At 56.7% G+C, this 18,371-nt stretch carries 19 protein-coding genes; 11 read left to right on the forward strand and 8 right to left on the reverse strand.

Features of this window, described 5'->3' with window-relative positions:
* Nucleotides 1-91 precede the first annotated feature (91 nt).
* On the reverse strand, nucleotides 92-376 hold the full coding sequence (locus HC757_RS07105) for a hypothetical protein (protein WP_169563603.1): 285 nt from the start codon (nucleotides 374-376) through the stop codon (nucleotides 92-94).
* 157 nt (nucleotides 377-533) lie between these two features.
* Complete coding sequence (locus tag HC757_RS07110; RefSeq protein ID WP_244623262.1) at nucleotides 534-869, reverse strand: hypothetical protein; 336 nt, start codon at nucleotides 867-869, stop codon at nucleotides 534-536.
* A 317-nt stretch (nucleotides 870-1,186) separates the two neighbouring features.
* Here HC757_RS07110 and HC757_RS07115 point away from each other — a divergent pair, with 317 nt between their 5' ends.
* Nucleotides 1,187-3,118: a peptidase U32 family protein gene (locus HC757_RS07115; RefSeq protein ID WP_169563662.1), complete on the forward strand. Its 1,932-nt coding sequence runs from the start codon at nucleotides 1,187-1,189 to the stop codon at nucleotides 3,116-3,118.
* A 440-nt stretch (nucleotides 3,119-3,558) separates the two neighbouring features.
* On the forward strand, nucleotides 3,559-4,080 hold the full coding sequence (locus HC757_RS07120) for a hypothetical protein (protein ID WP_169563604.1): 522 nt from the start codon (nucleotides 3,559-3,561) through the stop codon (nucleotides 4,078-4,080).
* Between the two features lie 310 nt (nucleotides 4,081-4,390).
* Here HC757_RS07120 and HC757_RS07125 read toward each other — a convergent pair whose 3' ends face one another.
* The 4 genes from HC757_RS07125 to pbpG form a co-directional block, all read right to left on the reverse strand.
* A complete protein-coding gene (locus HC757_RS07125) occupies nucleotides 4,391-4,903 on the reverse strand; it encodes a DUF1993 domain-containing protein (RefSeq protein ID WP_169563605.1) in 513 nt (170 codons plus the stop codon).
* A gap of 190 nt (nucleotides 4,904-5,093) precedes the next feature.
* The gene (locus HC757_RS07130) at nucleotides 5,094-5,372 is read right to left on the reverse strand and encodes a hypothetical protein (RefSeq protein ID WP_169563606.1); all 279 of its coding nucleotides are present in this window, start codon (nucleotides 5,370-5,372) and stop codon (nucleotides 5,094-5,096) included.
* A 33-nt stretch (nucleotides 5,373-5,405) separates the two neighbouring features.
* The gene (locus HC757_RS07135; RefSeq protein ID WP_169563607.1) at nucleotides 5,406-6,068 is read right to left on the reverse strand and encodes a hypothetical protein; all 663 of its coding nucleotides are present in this window, start codon (nucleotides 6,066-6,068) and stop codon (nucleotides 5,406-5,408) included.
* 159 nt (nucleotides 6,069-6,227) lie between these two features.
* Nucleotides 6,228-7,190, reverse strand: a complete 963-nt coding sequence (gene pbpG, locus HC757_RS07140) for a D-alanyl-D-alanine endopeptidase (protein ID WP_169563608.1) — start codon at nucleotides 7,188-7,190, stop codon at nucleotides 6,228-6,230.
* 164 nt (nucleotides 7,191-7,354) lie between these two features.
* Here pbpG and HC757_RS07145 point away from each other — a divergent pair, with 164 nt between their 5' ends.
* Nucleotides 7,355-7,993, forward strand: coding sequence for a pseudouridine synthase (locus HC757_RS07145; protein WP_425313950.1), 639 nt, complete (start codon nucleotides 7,355-7,357; stop codon nucleotides 7,991-7,993).
* A 7-nt stretch (nucleotides 7,994-8,000) separates the two neighbouring features.
* On the opposite strand, the gene HC757_RS07150 is transcribed toward HC757_RS07145, so the two are convergent.
* A complete protein-coding gene (locus tag HC757_RS07150; RefSeq protein WP_169563609.1) occupies nucleotides 8,001-8,921 on the reverse strand; it encodes a hypothetical protein in 921 nt (306 codons plus the stop codon).
* 302 nt (nucleotides 8,922-9,223) lie between these two features.
* On the opposite strand from HC757_RS07150, the gene HC757_RS07155 reads away from it, so the two are divergent.
* The 5 genes from HC757_RS07155 (at nucleotide 9,224) to HC757_RS07175 (ending at nucleotide 14,630) form a co-directional block, all read left to right on the forward strand.
* On the forward strand, nucleotides 9,224-10,729 hold the full coding sequence (locus HC757_RS07155; RefSeq protein ID WP_169563610.1) for a pepsin-like aspartic protease: 1,506 nt from the start codon (nucleotides 9,224-9,226) through the stop codon (nucleotides 10,727-10,729).
* A complete protein-coding gene (locus HC757_RS07160) occupies nucleotides 10,723-11,403 on the forward strand; it encodes a GNAT family N-acetyltransferase (protein WP_169563611.1) in 681 nt (226 codons plus the stop codon). Before HC757_RS07155 ends, HC757_RS07160 begins: the two co-directional genes overlap by 7 nt.
* A 93-nt stretch (nucleotides 11,404-11,496) precedes the next feature.
* The gene (locus tag HC757_RS07165) at nucleotides 11,497-12,339 is read left to right on the forward strand and encodes an SAM-dependent methyltransferase (RefSeq protein ID WP_342343050.1); all 843 of its coding nucleotides are present in this window, start codon (nucleotides 11,497-11,499) and stop codon (nucleotides 12,337-12,339) included.
* A 104-nt stretch (nucleotides 12,340-12,443) separates the two neighbouring features.
* Nucleotides 12,444-12,713, forward strand: coding sequence for a hypothetical protein (locus HC757_RS07170; protein ID WP_169563613.1), 270 nt, complete (start codon nucleotides 12,444-12,446; stop codon nucleotides 12,711-12,713).
* A 57-nt stretch (nucleotides 12,714-12,770) separates the two neighbouring features.
* Nucleotides 12,771-14,630, forward strand: a complete 1,860-nt coding sequence (locus tag HC757_RS07175; RefSeq protein ID WP_169563614.1) for a GGDEF domain-containing protein — start codon at nucleotides 12,771-12,773, stop codon at nucleotides 14,628-14,630.
* A gap of 131 nt (nucleotides 14,631-14,761) precedes the next feature.
* Here the strand turns inward: HC757_RS07175 and HC757_RS07180 are convergent, their stop codons facing one another.
* Nucleotides 14,762-15,298, reverse strand: coding sequence for an SRPBCC family protein (locus HC757_RS07180; protein ID WP_169563615.1), 537 nt, complete (start codon nucleotides 15,296-15,298; stop codon nucleotides 14,762-14,764).
* 259 nt (nucleotides 15,299-15,557) lie between these two features.
* Here HC757_RS07180 and HC757_RS07185 point away from each other — a divergent pair, with 259 nt between their 5' ends.
* The 3 genes from HC757_RS07185 (at nucleotide 15,558) to HC757_RS07195 (ending at nucleotide 18,336) form a co-directional block, all read left to right on the forward strand.
* Nucleotides 15,558-16,307 carry an SDR family NAD(P)-dependent oxidoreductase gene (locus tag HC757_RS07185; protein ID WP_169563616.1) on the forward strand — a complete coding sequence of 250 codons (750 nt, stop codon included), beginning with the start codon at nucleotides 15,558-15,560 and terminating at the stop codon, nucleotides 16,305-16,307.
* A 153-nt stretch (nucleotides 16,308-16,460) separates the two neighbouring features.
* Nucleotides 16,461-17,315, forward strand: a complete 855-nt coding sequence (locus HC757_RS07190) for a substrate-binding periplasmic protein (RefSeq protein WP_169563617.1) — start codon at nucleotides 16,461-16,463, stop codon at nucleotides 17,313-17,315.
* Nucleotides 17,316-17,454: 139 nt separating this feature from the next.
* Nucleotides 17,455-18,336, forward strand: a complete 882-nt coding sequence (locus tag HC757_RS07195; protein ID WP_169563618.1) for a helix-turn-helix domain-containing protein — start codon at nucleotides 17,455-17,457, stop codon at nucleotides 18,334-18,336.
* The last annotated feature ends 35 nt before the right edge of the window (nucleotides 18,337-18,371 follow it).

Below are 18,371 nucleotides of genomic sequence, written 5' to 3' on the forward strand. Positions count from 1 at the left end.
CCGGAATAGGTAAAAACACGCAGCATAAATGAGGACCACAAAGGGCATTCGGTAGGATACGTTCCAGCTACCCCATGGAACTGCAGACAGGCTATCGTTCCGCGTGGCGGGCCATAAGCCCTTCGGCGTCCACTAAACGACTGAAACTCTTCAGTCGTTTGTCCTGCAGACACGCTACCGCCCATAACTTTGGCTGCCACAGAGCAATGTGAAACACCATTTCTAACACTGAAACAAGGAGTAACCTTACCTTAACCGCTTTTGGCAATAAGGTATTGATCTGCTGCATGAAGGAAGAGGGAGATGGAATATGCTGCGCTTCCATGCTGGAGAACGGCTCTAATACTCTTAAGGCATAGCGTCGACTGACGGCCATGCCCCCTTCCTTGAGACAACTTACGCATCGGCTTTAAGCCTGGTTAATCAAAGGCTAAAGATGCTTACTCGAAAACCAGACTACCCCAGGCGCACTGCATACGGCAAGCGGCTAATGTGTGAAAAACCGGCTGCAGCCTGCGGGGATAGAATATGACTTAACTTGGCTGGCGCAGTAAGGCTATCCAGTCATCCGGGTTGGCGAGGATAAACTGGTAACTGCGGCCATCCTTGAGGGTGATTTCAATGCCGTCCGAGGTCACTGGGAGTATGCCGCCGCCCTTGCCCCAACACTTTGTCACCTCGGCAATGGCAGCCAGTGCTATGCTGTAGGGCCCCAGGCCAAATTGCTTGTTGAATGCGCTGAAGTTCAGTGTCGTTGCCGTGAGCTGCAAGCTGCCGTCGGCCCTTGCTACCCCCTGCTGCACAGATGCCAGTGTCGACTTGATGATATCGCCGCCCTTTCCGCCAACGCCGGTTTGAGACATGTTCATGTTTACATTCCCTATAAAATCAATCCTGTAAGATTAACCCATGCAAGAGTCAAGGCTGCAAGCGCCAAGGCTGCCGAGCCCAGGCATTATTTATAACACTGGAACCTTTGCCCAGGCAAACCCGAGCCCAGGACTATGCAAGCTCATCCACACACCACTGCCGCCCAGGCCATGGCCAGACATGGGCTGGCCCCTCGGCGCCGACGCATTATTGCCCCGGCCCGGGCGGTTAAGTCTTTTATGAATTATTGGCTCTGCTATACTCACAGCCCCGAAATACCCAGGCATTTCATAGGTGAGTGCAGAGCATGTCCACAATGTCCCAGATAGGCGTTGAAGTCTTTCATCCCGGCCAGGCGGCCACGAACGAATCCGATCCCCGGCAGCAGACTGCGCCGGTACAGCTGGCCGACAACAGGCTGGAGCTGCTGGCCCCGGCCAAGAATGCCGACTATGGCATAGAGGCCATACGCCACGGTGCCGATGCCGTCTATATAGGTGGCCCTGCCTTCGGTGCCCGACATACCGCCGGCAACAGCGTCGAGGATATCGCCCGCCTGTGTGCATTCGCCCACCGCTATCATGCCCAGGTCTTTGTCACCTTCAACACCATCTTGCTCGATGATGAGCTGGAAGAGGCCAGGCAGCTGATCTGGACCGTCTATGAGGCCGGGGCCGATGCCATCATAGTGCAGGATCTTGGGCTGCTGGAGCTGGAGTTGCCGCCCATAGCGCTGCACGCCAGTACCCAGATGGACAACAGAGTGCCGGCCAAGGTGGCCTTCCTCGAGCATGTGGGTTTTTCCCAGGTGGTACTGGCGCGGGAGCTGAGCCTGAAGCAGATCCGTGCCGTCGCCGCCGAGACCCAAATGCGGCTGGAGTTCTTCGTCCACGGCGCCCTCTGTGTGGCCTACAGCGGCCAATGCTATATCAGTGAGGCCTATACAGATCGCAGCGCCAACCGCGGCGAGTGTTCCCAGCAATGCCGTATGCCGGGCAACCTCAAGACACGCCAGGGCGAGGTGATAGCCAGTAATGATCACATGCTGTCGCTCAAGGACAACAACCAGACAGACAACCTGGAGACGCTGATCGATGCCGGCATTCGCTCCTTCAAGATAGAGGGCCGTCTCAAAGATCTGAGCTACGTCAAGAACGTCACCGCCCATTACCGCCAGCAGCTGGACGCCATCATGGCCCGCCGCCCCGAGTTCCAGAGTGCCTCCCACGGCCGCTGCAGCTACAACTTCACCCCGGATCCCGACAAGAGCTTCAACCGCGGCAAGACGGACTACTTCGTGCATGAGCGCAAGCCGGGGATCAGCGATTTCCGTACCCCCAAGTATCTGGGGCTGGACGTGGGCAAGGTCAGCAAGATAGGCAAGGATTACATAGTGGTGGACTCGGATGTCGAGTTTCATAACGGGGATGGCCTGGGCTATTTTGCCGCCAACTACCAGCAGGCACGGCTGTCGGACGACAAGCTGTCGGGTTTCAGGGTTAACCGCGCCGAGGGCAAGACCCTGTACCTCCCCCAGGTACCCAAAGACTTGCAGTTGGGCGCGACTCTGTACCGCAACAAAGATCAGGCCTTCGAGGCGCTGCTGGCCAAGGAGTCGGCCGAGCGCTTGCTGACACTGGATTTTCACCTCGCAGATCGCGATGGCGGCCTGGCGCTCACGGCCGCCGACCGCTATGGCCACAGCGTGACAGTCCATGCCGACTTCGACAAGCAGCAGGCCAAAGATCTCGAGCGCAACCGCGATTCGCTGACAAAAAACCTCGGCAAGCTGGGCAACACGGATTATCAGCTGGGCGAGGTGACACTCGGCGATGCGGCGGCGGTGTTTGTGCCGGCCTCGGTGCTCAACGGCCTGCGACGCGAGGCCGTCGAGGCGCTGGATAAGGCCCGCATCCAGGGCTATCTCAGGCCTACCCCATGGCAGCGGGACGACAGCGCCCGCTTCCCCCAGCGCAGCCTCACCTATCTTGGCAACGTCGCCAACCAGAAGGCCAAGGATTTCTACACCCGCCACGGGGTGGTGTCGATTCGCGATGCCTACGAGGTACGGCCGGTGAAGGGCGATGCGCCGCTGATGATCACCAAGCACTGCATTCGCTACAGCTACAATATGTGTCCCAAGGAAGTCCCGGGGATCAAGGCAGATCCGCTGGAGATGGAGTTGGGTGGCAAGCAGTTCAAGCTGGTATTCGACTGCCACAAGTGCGAGATGCTGCTGGTAGGCTAACCCCAGTCCCATGTTTGGGCATGGGTATGGGCTCGGGCATGAGTCAGGGCCAGACCTGAGAAAGCCCGGGGACGAGCCGTCGTCCCCGGGCTTTTTGTTATCACTCACACTGGCCGCAATATATTCATTCCAGCGATGCAGATCTCAAAAACGCCTGAACTCAGAGCGCGCCTCTTCTATCTGAGCGCAGCTTGGTTAGGTTAATTGCCTGTGACGTCCGGTGGTGACCTCATACTCAACGCATGGTTTAAGTATTTTATTATTGCCGGGATCCATGAACGCTTATTTTCGATCTGATTGACTAATAGCATTCCCGTTGATAATTTACCCTTCTTTAAGACCGAGTCACAATAACAACTCCCCGAAGTAACACTCGTCATAAAGCAGAACCAGCCGATGCGGGTGTGATATGGATGCCAACAATTTAATGGATTAACGCAATGAAAAAACTTATCTTATGCACCCTTGTCTTAAGTATTTCCGCCTGTAAGAGTACAGATATAAGAACCATAGCCGACTCTGTCTCGGATATTGCCGGGATCGCCGAAAGTGGCAGCACAGGCGGTGGTTCTGTACCAGGCTACCAACACCCGAGCCAACAATACTCGACCAGCTCGACACCATTCTATATTACCGACAATACCAAGATGAATCCTGAACTTGGCGCCATACGTTCTATTACCCAGGAAAAGAATCCCAAGGGCATGACCATGGTGAGAGTGGTGGCTTATCATCAAGACAGCGGCGCGGCGATGGACAGTAAAAGCTATTTCTATGCGGTTGACGCTAACGGTTGGCTGAAAGAGGATGCGGTGACGTCTTTTTACCCGAAAGCCATCAATATTAACAGCGGTGTTTATTATCTGAAGGCCGAGGCCAGGGACGGCGGTGATTTTTATACCTCCGGCATGGTGACCTTGGCCAGAGGCGTCACCAACGTGGTGACCATAGAACTCCAATAAGCACTCGAGTTCGAGCAGATTTAATTGCCTCAATTCAATAAGTGGACCCAGGGTCCACTTATTTTTGCCTGCCTATCCTGTCGCAGTTCTGAAATAACCGGGCCCAAGCCCCTTTCATCCATGCAGCACTCAGGCTGCAAAGGTGAATAGATAAAAAATCAGGCTCCACTCCTTTGCTCGATCAACCGGCTCAATTAACCGATTCAATCAAGTGCTTGAATCAACCGGCTTTGGGCAGCACAAAGTCGGGTCTGGGCAGCTTGTCCAGGATGCCTGACAGTATGCGTCTAATCAGGGCAAAACCTTGGATTCAGGATTGAAACGGCATGGCGCCAAGGTAATCCTTCTTGCCCAGGTCGACGCCGTTATGGCGCAGGATGGCGTAGGCCGTGGTGACGTGGAAATAGAAGTTGGGGATCGCATTTTCTATGGCGAACTCGTAGCCCATGAGGTACTTGCCTTCCCAGCGGGGTTGGGAGACGTGGATAGCGGCGGCATTGGCAAAATCGGCCTCGCTGAAACCGCTGAGATAGTCGAGCACAGAGGCGATGCGCGCCTGCAGCTCGTCCAAGCTGGTTTCATTGTCTTCATGCTTGGGCACGGAATCCAGCTTGCCGGTCAGGCGAGCCACGCCTATCTTGGCTATGTCGCAGGCGATCTGTACCTGGCGCGTCAGGTTGAATTGATCCGGCGCCAGACGCGCGTTGAGCAATACTTCCATATCCACCTTCTTGTGGTGGGCGAAGGCCCTGCCTTCTTCGAGAATATTGCTCAAATTTTTCAGCATCTTGCTAAATTGCACAACGGTGAGATCATAAAGCATGGCATAGCCCTCAGTGTGGAACGCGACAGAAACACGACCTTAAATTATTTGGCGACGCAGCCGATTATTGCAACCTGCACATGAAAGAATTGGGGCTCACGCATTCAGGCGGCAACGCCAGCGGCCATGAAGTTGCTACCTGAGAGTATCGGCCAATTGACCGCAGAACAGATCAAGGCATGCCGGACAATCAGGCAAACTTGCTCAGCAGCTTGAGCACTATGCCGCCGAAACTTTCGGCATTGGCGACTATCTGGTTGACTTTGGTATTTTCTGATGCGGATGACTTCACTATGTTCATCAGCTCATTGAGCTTCTGCACATCTGCGGGTTCGGGAAACAACTGTTGCACTTCCGCGTCCGTCATGCCCGTCAGGGAGGTTATTTGGGGGGCGAGTTTGGCATCTGCCTTGGCCGCGCTGTCCGCAATCGCCTTGTCTATATCCAGATCATCCAAATTGACTGGCATCTTGTCGCCTCCTTATGCTTGCTTCGTTATGACTCAGAGTGAGTTACGTATTGCCTTGAGTTTTTCCAGGTATTGCACCGCCGCATCGGCTTTCTGCTGGGCATTCTGGGTCTTGCTCAGCAAGTCGCTTATCGCCTCGTCTGTGTTGTCTATCAGCTTATCCACTTTGGCCTCTGGAACGCCCGCCATCGCCAGATAGCGGTCACGGTTCTCCGCCACTTCGGCCGCCGACAGCAGAAAGCTGCCGATACTGTTGTTCAGCGCCTTGGCCTGGGTGTAATCGGCACGGATCTTGGCTTCGACGCTCCGCTCCAAAGCATCTATGGGGTCGATGAGCTCAGCCCGCTTCTGATTTATTCTGGCCACCAGCTTAGGCCCGAGTTTAACTATGAAGGCCAGGCGCTGATTGGGGTCATTTTCCTGCACCAGGGTATTCCAGGCGGCCGCGATCGCCGGGGTGGCAAAGAACTCGGCGGCAAAGGTCGGCACCCATTCCTTGTCGATGAAGCTGTCTATCTGTTGGCGCTTCTGCTCGAAGTATTTCTGCAACAGGGTCAGGTGCGCCGCTTCGATGGCGACGAGGCGTTTGCCCAGCTCGGTCGACAGCGCCGGCGCCTCGGGGGGAATATTCACACAAGCCGTGACAGTGCACAGCAAGATGCCGGTAATGCCTGTCCTGAATTTTGGCAGCTTCATCTTCATTCCTTAAAAGTCGCGGCGCCTTTAAAAGTAGCAGTACTCTCCAGTATTTGCCGTTTCCAATTTGTCCTGACTGTCATTAATGTCTGCCCATTCAGCAGCCTGGGCATGAGTAACCATGACCAAGCTAACGCAACGCCAGAATTAAGACCAGCATTAACTCTGCTCGGCCGCCGTTTGCCTTTGCTTGAGCTTCTGCTGTCTATACTCTTTTGCCGCTGTCGGAACCGGACTGATCTTACCCGTTTCCAGCCATTTCCTTAGCCGGTTGGCATCCCCCAGATGGGTGTATTTACCGAACGCATCCAGCACCACCAGGGCCACCTGGCGCTCGGCCATCTCGGTGCGCATCACCAAGCAGTGACCCGCCTCATCCGTGAAGCCCGTCTTGGTCAGGGCTATGTCCCAGTTCTTCTTGGCAACCAGTGGGTTGGTGTTATAAAAATCCAGGCGGTATTTGGGCTTGCGAAAGGTGACGGTTTTTTTCTGGGTGGAACTCAGCTGGCCGAGCAAGGGATATTGCGCACTGGCCTTGAGCAATAGAATGAGATCGCCGGCGCTGGAGACGTTATGAAACGACAGGCCGGTCGGCTCCACATAGTGGGTGTGGCTCATGCCCAGGCGCCTGGCCTTGGCGTTCATCGCCGCGATGAAGGCGGCATAGCCGCCGGGGTAGTGATGGGCCAGGGTAGCGGCCGCGCGGTTTTCCGACGACATGAGCGTCAGCAGCAGGATATCCTTGCGGCTGAGTTCACTGCCTAACCTTATCCGGGAAAATACCCCTTGCACTTCCTGGGTTTGGTCGATCTTTATCGCCAGTTTCTCATCCAGAGGCAAGTTGGCATCCAGGGTTACCATGGCGGTCATCAACTTGGTGACCGAGGCGATAGGCACCACCAAATCCGGATGACTCGAATACAGGACCTCATTGGTCTCAAGATCTACCAGCATGGCACTACCGGATGCCAGCTCCGGCACGGTCTGGGACTTTGAGGTCGTCTCAGCTGTGCTGCTCTTCACAGCACCGGCTTTGGATGCGCCTGTCAGGGAGGCGGTGGCAGCGACGGTAAAACTGCTGCAGGCGAGTATCACACTGGTGAGTAAAACAAATGTTTTCATTGAAGGCGTCTCTTCGTTGGAGGCGTCGCAATAGGGCACGATCGAATAGACAGCAGCATAGGACAGTTTGCTGCCAACGGCAATGTCGAACCTCCGGCTTCCGGGTTATACTACGCCTTCCTTATCGTCCATAAGCTGCAGAGCCTGAACCACAGCAGCCTCCTATGTCGTCAAGAGTCATGTCATCACAGCCAAGCAAAAGTAGCAGCACTGCAACTGCATCCACAACACCGTCTGAACATAGGCATTTCAAGCTGTACAAGCCCTTCGGCTACCTGAGCCAATTCGTCCAGGAACCCAGGAAGCGGAAGAAGCTGGTCGGCGAACTGTTCGATTTCCCCAGCGAGATCATGGCGATAGGCCGGCTGGATCATGACTCTGAGGGGCTGTTGCTGCTGACCACCAGCGGCATGGCAAGCCACAGGGTCCGCAGCGCCGAGGTGGAGAAGGAATATTATGTTCAGGTCGACGGCGACATCAATGACGCGGCATTGGCTCGGCTGACCCGCGGCGTGAGCATCACGGTCAAAGGCGAGCGCTTCGACACCTCGCCCTGCCTGGCCCGGCGCCTGCCTGCCGCGCCCAGCTTGCCAGACAGGGGCCGCAAGCTCAGGGACCCGAGACATGGTCCCACCTGCTGGCTGTCCATCACCCTCAAGGAAGGCAAGAATCGGCAGATCCGCAAGATGACGGCGGCGGTCGGTTTCCCCACCCTCAGGCTGGTACGGGTGCGCATAGGAGACATTCACCTGGATGGAATGCAGGCCGGCGAAGTGCGGCCATTGCCCCGGCTCGGCGCCTGATTGCCCGTCAGTCCTCCAGCTTGGAGATATACAGGCGCTGCACATCGTTCTGCCACAGCTGGATGATCTTGCGGCTCTTGTCTTTATTCCAGAAGCACTTGCCGAACAGTATGATGCCGGCCCCTTCCAGATCCCGCCTGTCGGTTATGCCGAAGCGTTTGAGCAACTCGGGCTTGAAGGGCGCTATGGGGATGCCTATGTCCTTGGCATCCGCCGGATTGAGCCAGAGCAGATCTTTATCCGTATGGGAAATGGTGCCCCAATACATGCGCGGCTTGTGGCCGTCGGCCGGCTCGGCATCGGCGAAGTTGACGAACAGGTTCCGGGCGCGCCAACGGTACTTGCGCTCGCTGTCGGTATAGATCCAGAGATCCGAATCGGCCAAGTCACTGCCCCGCAGCAGGCTGTGGAGCAAGGTCTGCAGTCCCTGGCTGGCAACCCTGGGCTCACGTGTTGCCTGCTCGCTCTGGGGATTGGCCTTGGCCGCAGCCTCCCCGGCGGTGTCTTTAGCACTAACACCACCTGCAACACCAACAACGCCAGCACCAGCGGCCGGCAGTTCAGTGGCTTTCTCGTCAGCCTGCCCATCGGCAGTGAGCGCCTTGGGCGGCCGACGGGGCATGCGACTGAAGTCGATCAGCAAGGCGTCGGCGTCGAGCAACAGCTGCTGCACCTCGAGCGCATCCTGCTCCTCCTGGCTGCGCTGGGCCGAAGGGTGATATTCGCGGCAATCCAGGCTGTGATAGCGCGAGCCGAAACAGGCGGCCTTGCCGTCGCTCGATGCCTTGCGGTAATAGGCCTTGCCGCCGCAGGCGGGGCAAGACAACCACTGACGATAGGCCTCTATCTCGGCATCGCTGAGTTTCTGGAACCGAAACACGCTGTAGGTCACGGCCTCATCGTTGAAGCTGCAAAGGGCATCTAGCATAGGGACTCTCAATTAAAAAGCCGGTTAGGGAAACGCGCTAAATCCTGACGTTTCAGTCTGATAGCCGTTGTTTACCTGCCCAGCTTAAAACGTTACGTCAAGAATGCCAAACGGCTCGAGGAACTCATCCCAGACCAGTGCGCTGCCTCCGGTGGGCGAAATGAGTTGCGCCCGGGCGCAAAAACATAACAATTGGTTAACTTTTGTGTTTGCTTCTGCTATAAAGTCCACTGTCTGTGGGCTTGCTCTTTTTCGCTTGTGGCCGCCGGCGATTGACCGACACTGGCTTGGTTCAGGTGATAATGGCTCTGCCCAACAAAAACAACAATAACAATAACAACAAACTCAATATGCCGGATAAGCAAACTCTGATACTGCCGCTGACCAATGTCCATGCCAAAGGGGATTATACTGTCCGGCTGCAGCTGGGTAGCCGCCGGGATAGCGTCAACCTCATCCTGGATACCGGCAGCAGCACCCTGGTGGTGCGTGAGGGTTCCTATCACCCGGACAAGGATGCCAGTCTCAAGGCCACATCGCTGGCACAGGAAATCAACTATGGCATCGGCGGCTGGGATGGTCCAGTGGTCCATACCCGGGTGCAGGCCGGCACGGACAAGAGTTCGCTGGTGCTGGAAAGCACCCCGCTGGCACTGGCCTGCGCCGGTCAGGAGCATACCTTCGGCGATGCCGACGGCATTCTGGGGTTGGCCTATCGGCATTTGAACAAGAGCTATGACCTCACGGCTTGCCTGCGCGCCAACGGCGTGGAACCGCCGCTCAGCTATCCCTGGCCCTTCGAGTCAAAGGCCCCCAAAGTGGCCTCATCCAGCCCACTGGCAACCGAGGCGTCCCCTCTTGCAACAAAAACCAAGATCCTTGCAACTGAGACCACAGCCCTTGCTGCAGAGCCTAAGGCCATGGCTCCCAAGCCGAATGCTGCCCAAGAGCAAATGAAACTGACGCAGCTGGACTGCAACGACTTATCCGCGTTCAAGCATTTCCTCTGGCAACAGCACGAGCAGGACATAGATCCCTATTTCAGCGTATTGACCCAACAGGGACTGTGCGCCAACAAGTTTGCCTTCTACAGCCGCCGCTCCAGCATACATGTGGCCCATGCCGGCGCCACCCAGGCAGAGCTTGAGGCAGATCCCTTAAATCAGGGCTATCTGGTGCTGGGTGGCGGCGAAGAACTGAGCCGCTTCTACCAAGGTGAATTCCAAACCTTGGCGGTCGAGCACGACATTTATTACAACGTCAGCCTGGTTGCACTGCAGGTTGCCGACGGCCCGCGAATAACGGCCGCGCCGCTGCAACCCGAATATCGGGCCAACTACTTCAGCAACGCCATCATAGACACAGGCGCCTCGGGCATAGCCCTGACCGACGCCTTGTATCAGGCCATGATCGAGGCATTGTGCCGCCACTCGGCCGACTTCGCCCAACTGCTCGCGCCCTTCAAAGCGCTGAGCGCCCAAGAGACAGGCATAGATGCCGCCAACCTCAGGCTGGCAGACTGGCCGGATATTCACTTTATCTTCGCCGCCGCGCCCACAGGACAGTCGCCACAGTCGCAAGCACAGGCCGGGGAGGTCATACTCAGCTGCCGACCTGAGACCTACTGGCAGCTCAACAGCCCTGCCCCCGGCCGGGCCTGCTTCAAGATCATTTCACAGCTGCCCAACTGGCCGAATCAGTCCATTCTCGGCCTGCCGCTGCTGAACAACTATTTCACCCTGTTCGATCGCAGCATTGCGCCGAACGGGGTCATCGGCTTTGCGCCGCTGAGGACAGAAGCATGCTAACCGGGCCAGAGACAGAAACAGCCGGGCAATCGTTGGATACCCATGTATTCACCAGCACCAGGTTAGTAAACCGCCCTCTGGCCGAACGAGATCTGCCGCTCTACTGCAGCCTCTACACCGACGCCAGAATCATGCGCCACATAGCGGCGCCGCTGAGCCAAGCGCGGGCCGAGCGCGCCTTTTGGACCAGCTTGAAGCTCATGGCCGCACCGGCGCCGACGCTGCTGAGCTGGGTCATCACAGACAAACTGACCGGCGAGCCCCTGGGGATCCAGGGCTTCAGCTGGGCCAAAGCCTCTGCACACGAGGCCACAGCGCACAATAAGGCCACAGCGGACAAAAAAGCCACAGCACACAAGGCAGATGCCAGGACAAATGTCAGGCAAGATGCCGCCAGAGCCGAGATAGGCATAATGCTGCTGCGCAGCGCCAACGGCAAGCTGATACCGGAGGAGGCCATGGGCGCGCTGATGCAACACGGTTTCGACCGGCTCGGACTCAAACGGATAGATGCCCAGTTCGCCAAACGTAACCTGGCGACCGAACGCTTCGTGAAGAAATTGGGATTCTGTTTCGATGACGCCAGCGAATTCAAAGCCGACGCAGATACCAGTGACAGTCGCCACTGCCATATGCTGGCCGAACATTGGTTTAAACGTGAAAAAGTTACCTAAAGATTACAGTTAATCTTCACACCGATAACTGTTATCTTAACGGCCAAAACCAACAAGAATAAACGCGGATTAAGGAACTCAGGGGCGATGCAAGTGTCGGATACCGAAGCAAGAACCGGAAGTTTAACCTGTGTCGGCACAGGCATGACACTGGGGGCGCACATCTGCCCCCTGAGCAAGAGTTACATCAGCCAGGCGGATGTGGTGTTCTGCGGCGTGTCCAACGGCATAGTCGAACTGTGGATCAAACAGATGCATCCGGATGTGCGCAGCCTGCAGGGCTTCTACCAGACAGGTAAGGACAGGCGAGTGACCTACGCTGAAATGGTCGACGCCATGTTGACCGAGGTCAGGGCCGGCAAAAAAGTGGTCGGTGCCTTCTACGGCCACCCAGGGGTGTTTGCCTACGCGCCCCACAAGGCGATAGAAATTGCCCGTGCCGAGGGCTTCGCGGCCAGCATGATCCCTGGGATCTCCGCCGAAGACTGTCTGTTTGCCGATCTTGGCATAGATCCCGGCCGCGTCGGCTGTCAGCATTATGAAGCCAGCCAGTTCATGTTCTATAAACGCAGGTTCGATCCCTCCGCCTACCTGGTGCTGTGGCAAATAGGCCTGGCCGGCGATCGCAGCATAGCCAGGTTCGCCACCGGCGGCGACCATCGCCAGCCACTGCTGGAACTGCTGGCCGAGGACTACCCAAGCGAGCATGAGGTGATACTGTACGAGGCGGCAGTATTACCGACAGACATCCCCAGGATGGAGCGGCTGCCGCTGTCCAAGTTGCGGGATGCCGAAATTTTCCAGCACACCACTCTGGTAGTCCCGCCGGGCCGGGCGATGGAGCCCAACCATGAACTGCTGGCACGGCTGGACGCCATAGATGCAGAACTGGCGGCCAGGGCGCCGGAGAGTAGCGATGCAGAGGCAGAAGCCTGAGTCAGGCGTCAGTCGACAGCGCCGCACGTAAGCGACGTACGTTAATTAAAAAGAAAACAGATAACCAACAACACCAACGACACCAAAAAAAAGAAGGAAGCAACATGTCTAACATCATCCAACTGTTCGAACGTATGGGTCAGGACGCCGGACTGCAGAGTCGCGACGCACAATTAACGGCAATCCAGGCTACCGACCTGACGGCCGAACTCAAGCAGGCCTTACTGGCAAATGATGCCGTCAGCCTGGAGCGTCAGCTGGACATAGCACCTGACATCTTCTGTGCTTTATTTCCAGCGGAAGACGAGCAGCCGACCGAAGAGGCTCCTGCCGAACAAGAACAGGACACAATCCGTATGGTGGCAAACGGCTAATTTATGGCCTTACAGCACATAGGCTTAGAGCCGACAAGCGGCTTCAGCAGCGGTTGCATGAAATTGCAGCCACTGCTGTTGGGCTTGCTACTGGGTGCCCTGCTGGTCACGGGAGCTGTGTCAGCCTCTGAGCCGAACACGGCTCCTGAGCAGTCACAGACTGCTGAGCCAAACAGGATCTCTGAGCAGCACAAACTGACACAGCAACTGGCTGCCGCGGAAGCGATCCGCAGCAGCCAGCCTGTGCGTTTCAGCGAGCTGCTGAGCGAGCTCGAGGCCGAGCGCTCCAGTCTATCCAACGAACAAAAACATTATTTGGATTATTTGCAAGGCTATCAACTTTCTTTCACCGGCAAGCTGGAACTGGGACTGGAAAAATATAAACAGCTGATAGGCTCGGATGCCAGCCCGCTGCTGCAATATCGCGCCAACCTCGCCATAGTCAATAATCTCGCAGTCACCAGGGATTGGCCCCAGGGCCTCACTCACCTGGCCCTGGCACTGGAAGCATTGCCCAACATCTCCGACGAAGCCATGCGCCAAAACGGCCTGGTGGTGGCGGCCATCTTCTACAACCAACTGGGTCAATACGAGCTTGGACTCAAGTATGCCAGCCGGCTGGAAAATACCGCCACCGCCGGCCGTACCCTCTGTTTTGCCAAGCAACTCAAGCTGGAGGCCAGGTTTAATCTACATAGCTTAGAGACAGATTCCCCGGAGATACAAGACGGGATAAAGGTTTGTGAGCAACAGGGTGAGGCCGTGCTGAGTAACTTTATCCGCATTCACTTGGCAAACGTTTATCTTAAATCAGCGGATAGCCAGAGTGCCTTAATATTGCTGACACCTCACCTAGCCGAAGTGGAGGCGACCCACTACCCCAGGCTCATTGCCGAGTTCTACTCGGTAATGGCCAGAGCCCATTGGGCGCTGCAACAGCCCGAGCTGGCGGAGCACTATGCCCTCAAGGCACTGGAGCTGGGCAAGAGCCTGGACGCGACCCAACCCATAGTGCAGGTGTATGAGACCCTCTATCAGATAGCACTGCAGCGCAACGACTATCAAACAGCACTGGATTACCACATCAAGTTTGCCGAGGCCGACAAGGCATATCTGGATGAAACCAAGACCAAGTTTCTCGCCTATCAGCTGGCGCAGCACCAGTCCATCGAGCAGCAGAGCAAGATAAGCCTGCTGGACAAACAGAATAATCTGCTGCGACTGGAGCAACAGCTCGCAAGCGCCGAGGCGGAAAATAACCGCCTGTTCATCGCCCTGCTCATACTCTGCGTGACGGCACTGCTGGTGCTGATCTACAGGGCCGGCCGTACCCATAAACGCTTGAGAACCCTGGCAGAATACGATGCGCTGACGGGTGTCTATAATCGCGGCCACTGCACTCAGCTGGCGACCGCCAGCCTGGACTACTGCCGCAACAGCAGTCAGGAGATCAGCTGTATCCTGCTGGACTTGGATAACTTCAAGGCGATCAACGACAACTATGGTCATGCCTGCGGTGACTGGGTGTTGAAGAAGGTCGCCAGCGTTTGCATGGCGAGCACCCGCAAGAATGACATCTTCGCCCGTTTGGGCGGTGAGGAATTCTTCCTGCTGCTGCCCGGATGCGACCTGGACAGGGCCATGGCGCTGGCCGAACGCCTGCGCGCCGGCTTGGCCGCCATAGATACCGCCGACAGCGGCTTCAGCTTCGCTATCAGCGCCAGCCTCGGGGTCACTGGCTCGGCGCTGTCCGGCTTCGAGCTGGAGCAACTGATCGCCGATGCCGACACAGGCATGTATCACGCCAAGAAGTCCGGACGGGACAGGGTCAGCCTGTATTCCAGCGAGCTGCGTGAGCAGGAACAGCGCCAGCACCAGGCGGCTATGGCGTCACAGGACGAGTTTTCGGCGGCCTAGCCAGCGGAAAATGACCCGGAGCCTGTCTTGGCTGGCTTGCCTAGCTTGACCTGGCTTGACCTGGCTACTCAGGCCAAGCTACTCAGGCTCCGGCTATCCAGGCTCAGTGCTCTTTAGGCCAATACCAAATGTTATTGCTTCTCCAGAATAACCTTCAACTGATTCAGCCCTTGCTGCAGATCTTTGCCTACCATGGTCTCCAGATCCACGAACAACAGCATCAGGTTCATGGGGTAATCTATATGCCCCACGAAGCCCCAGCCAACCAAGGTTTCATCATCCTCGACCGCTTCCGTGGTCATGAAGGCCCTGTCCGTGGCGGCGAAGGGAGTGATGAACCTCAGCTCGTAGTCGATGCGCTTTCCTTCTGTTATGGCGATGATTTCCTGCTCACCGGACCCGACCTCTTCCTTGTCGCTGGCCCAGGCCGACACGAAGCCGACTGTGCCGTCCGTGCCGCGAAAGGTCTGCTTCATATCCGGATCCATCTTAGCCCAGACACTATAGTTATCCTGGTTTTTCAGCAGTTTGACATAGTCGAACACCTGAGCAACCGGCTTGTTTATGCTGATACTGGTCGTAACTCCATAGTCTTGCTTAACAAACAACGCGGCCACCAGCGGAATGGCGATGATGACCGCCAGGACGAACAGGATTTTTCTGAACATGGGTAGCTCCTAATGATGCGGGCTAGGCCCGGGAGTGGATGGTGTGTCTATGCCTGGGTTCAGCGCTCGAACCTGCGACAAGTTTATGCAAAGAATTAACACTTTAACAAATCGCCTCTGGATCTTATGTCGCGATACCCGCTATCTGTGCCCCTCGCGGCTTTTTTCGGCCCGGCGTTACCTTTTTGCCGAACAGCTTCTACAGTAATGAAGGAGAATAAACGAAGTAGCGACAACCTCTTAGCAGCAGGAGAATGCAATGAACAACAAGGTAGTCCTCATAACAGGCGCCCTCACGGGCATAGGTTACGCCACCGCCCTCGCCTTCGCCCGGGAAGGCGCCAATCTGGTCGTCAGCGGCCGTCGCGAAGAAGCAGGTTTGGCACTGGTCACTGAACTGCGCGCCCTGGGCGCCCAAGCCGAATTCGTGCGGGCCGATGTGCGTTTCGAGTCACAGGTGCAGAACCTGGTGGAGCAAACAGTCGCTAAATTTGGCCGCCTGGACGTGGCGGTCAATAATGCCGGCACCGAGGGTCGGCCGACACTTGTGCCGGAGGAAACGCCGGAAAACTTCGAGGCGACCTTCGCCACCAATGTGCTTGGCACCCTCCTGTCCCTCAAGCATGAGATGCGGGTCATGCTGACCCAGGGCTCGGGAGCCATCATCAACCTATCCTCCATCGCCGGAAAGATAGGCGTTCCCGGCGCGTCCGTCTATGTCGCCAGCAAGCATGCCGTCGAGGGCCTGACCAAGTGCGCCGCACTGGAAGGTGCGGCTTCCGGGGTCAGGGTCAACGCCGTGGCCCCTGGCCCCATCGAAACCGAGATGTTCGACCGTTTCACCGGTGGCAATGAAGAGTTCAAGAAGGGGTTGATCTCGGCTGTGCCCGCCAGACGCATAGGCAGGGCCGATGAAATCGCCCAGACCATAGTCTTTCTCGCCAGCGACAAGGCCCAATACCTGACGGGACAATCGCTGGCGGTGGATGGCGGTTTCACCAGCCAATAACGGCAACAGAGTTGGCGCGGCAGTTTCAGTTTATGCCGCCAAGAGCGCCGAAAAAGCGAACCTTTAGGGTTCGCTTTTTACTTTCAGCCTCACCCGGTGCGCTCCCCGTTTTTTATGGTAGACTCGAATGACACAAATATTTAACACGATGCTATGCCTCTTAGACAGATACTCAACATCGCTTTTTTCTGTATCACGCTCTTGGCGTTCAACGCCCCGCTGCGAGCCGAACCTGTACCCCCTGGGCCCCTGGAAAGTCATGCCCCTGAGACATATAAGTTACACATCGTCTTCCACGAATTCGCCCCCTTCAGCTTCGTCGATGACCAAGGCAAAGCCACGGGCGCCTTAGTCGAAATCGCCCAGAGAGTCTGCCAGGACTGGCCCGATAAATGCGAGATCAGCCTCAGGCCGAATCGCCGCGCCAAACAGCTGTTCTTTACCGGCGAGATGCAGGCGACCTTCCTGGGTTGGAGCCAGGAAAGGGCCAGCAGCATGTGGTTCTCGCTGCCCATGGTCGAGACTGAGTACGGCTTCTACTCACTGAAAAACAATCCCTTTATCCCAGAGCAAGCCACAGCGGACACAGTCGTCGGGGTATTCTCCCCCTCCAATACCCACGGCTCACTGCAGAAAATAGAGCGGCAACGCCAACAACAGGGAATGGCCAGACTGAGGGTCGAACTCTACCCCCAGGCCAATGAAGCCCCGTTGCGCATGCTGCAGAAGGGCCGCTTCGACGCTTACTATGTCAACAAGGACGTCGGCGCCTATTATGCCAAGCGCCTGGGCCTGACGGCGCTGGATTACACCCCGGGCGAAACCCACGTCCGTTATTGCCTCGCCTTCGAGATGCATCACACCCCCTTCGAGTCGGTCAAGGCCTTCAATCGGCTGTTCCAGGAGCTGCTCAGCCAAGGCCGGCTCGACGCCATCTACCGCAAATGGCACATGACCCCGGCACTCCTGGATCCCATAATGTACCCAGAATTGAATATGCCATTCTAGAATGTGTGAGTCAGCCTGCCGCTGATATCAGGCACATACGCCGGCGCAGTGTTTTACCACTATGGCAAAAGGCGCATTTGCCCGGCCCAGGGTTTCGGTGTCACAATCCGAACATCCGGTTTGAGTGATAGGTTAGCCAATGCAACCCCCAATGAATGTCCCCGAAGTGGCGTTTCGCCAAAGCCCGCTGCCACAGCCGGGCTTTGAAATTCTGTCCTTGGAGAGCCTGTACCAAAGGGCGCTGGCGGCGCCGCAGGACTTTGCCGGCCAACCCCACAGAATTCACTTTTACAATCTGCTGCTGATCACCGAGGGTCAAGGTGAACACTTCATCGACTTTCAGAAATACCAGCTCCAGCCCGGCAGCCTGGTGTTGATCAACCAGGGGCAGATCCAGGCTTTCGACACCCGCAGCCAACCCAAGGGCCATCTCATTCTCTTCACCCGGGAGTTTCTCGACACTGTCACCAAGGGCATAGAAGTGCAGTTGTTTGCCCCCAGCCAGTTCGTCTGCAACTACCGGCCCTGTTTCCAGGCATCCGCCGAGGTCCGCCAAGCGCTGGAAGGGTTGCTTGAGGTCATAGCCGCCGAGTTCACCCAACCCAGGCCCAACAATGCCTATTTGCAACTGCTGTTCGCCGCCCTGCTGACCAAGGTCAACGAAGCCGCCCCCCAACTGCAACACAACACCCTGTCAAAGGCCCACACTCAGGCTTTTGAGCGCTTTATCAGCCAGCTGAACCAACACTTGGACAGGATACATGACGCCCGCCAGTATGCGGCGCGGGTGGGCACCAGCTACAAGACGCTCAACGTCATCTGCAAGGCCGCCACAGGCAAAACCGCCAAGCAGTTGATTGACGAGCACAGGGTGCTGGAAGCCAAACGCCGCCTGCGGGTGGACAATCTCCAGGTGCAACAGTTGGCCTCGGCCCTGGGTTTCGATGAGGCCAGCAACTTCGTGAAATACTTCAAGAAGCATACTTCCATGACGCCGAACCAGTTCAGAAAAGCGCTTTAGGGTTCGACTTTTACCATTTTCTTTCCCATCCTGAC

This window comes from Shewanella salipaludis (assembly GCF_012911865.1).
GTDB classification, from domain to species: domain Bacteria; phylum Pseudomonadota; class Gammaproteobacteria; order Enterobacterales; family Shewanellaceae; genus Shewanella; species Shewanella salipaludis.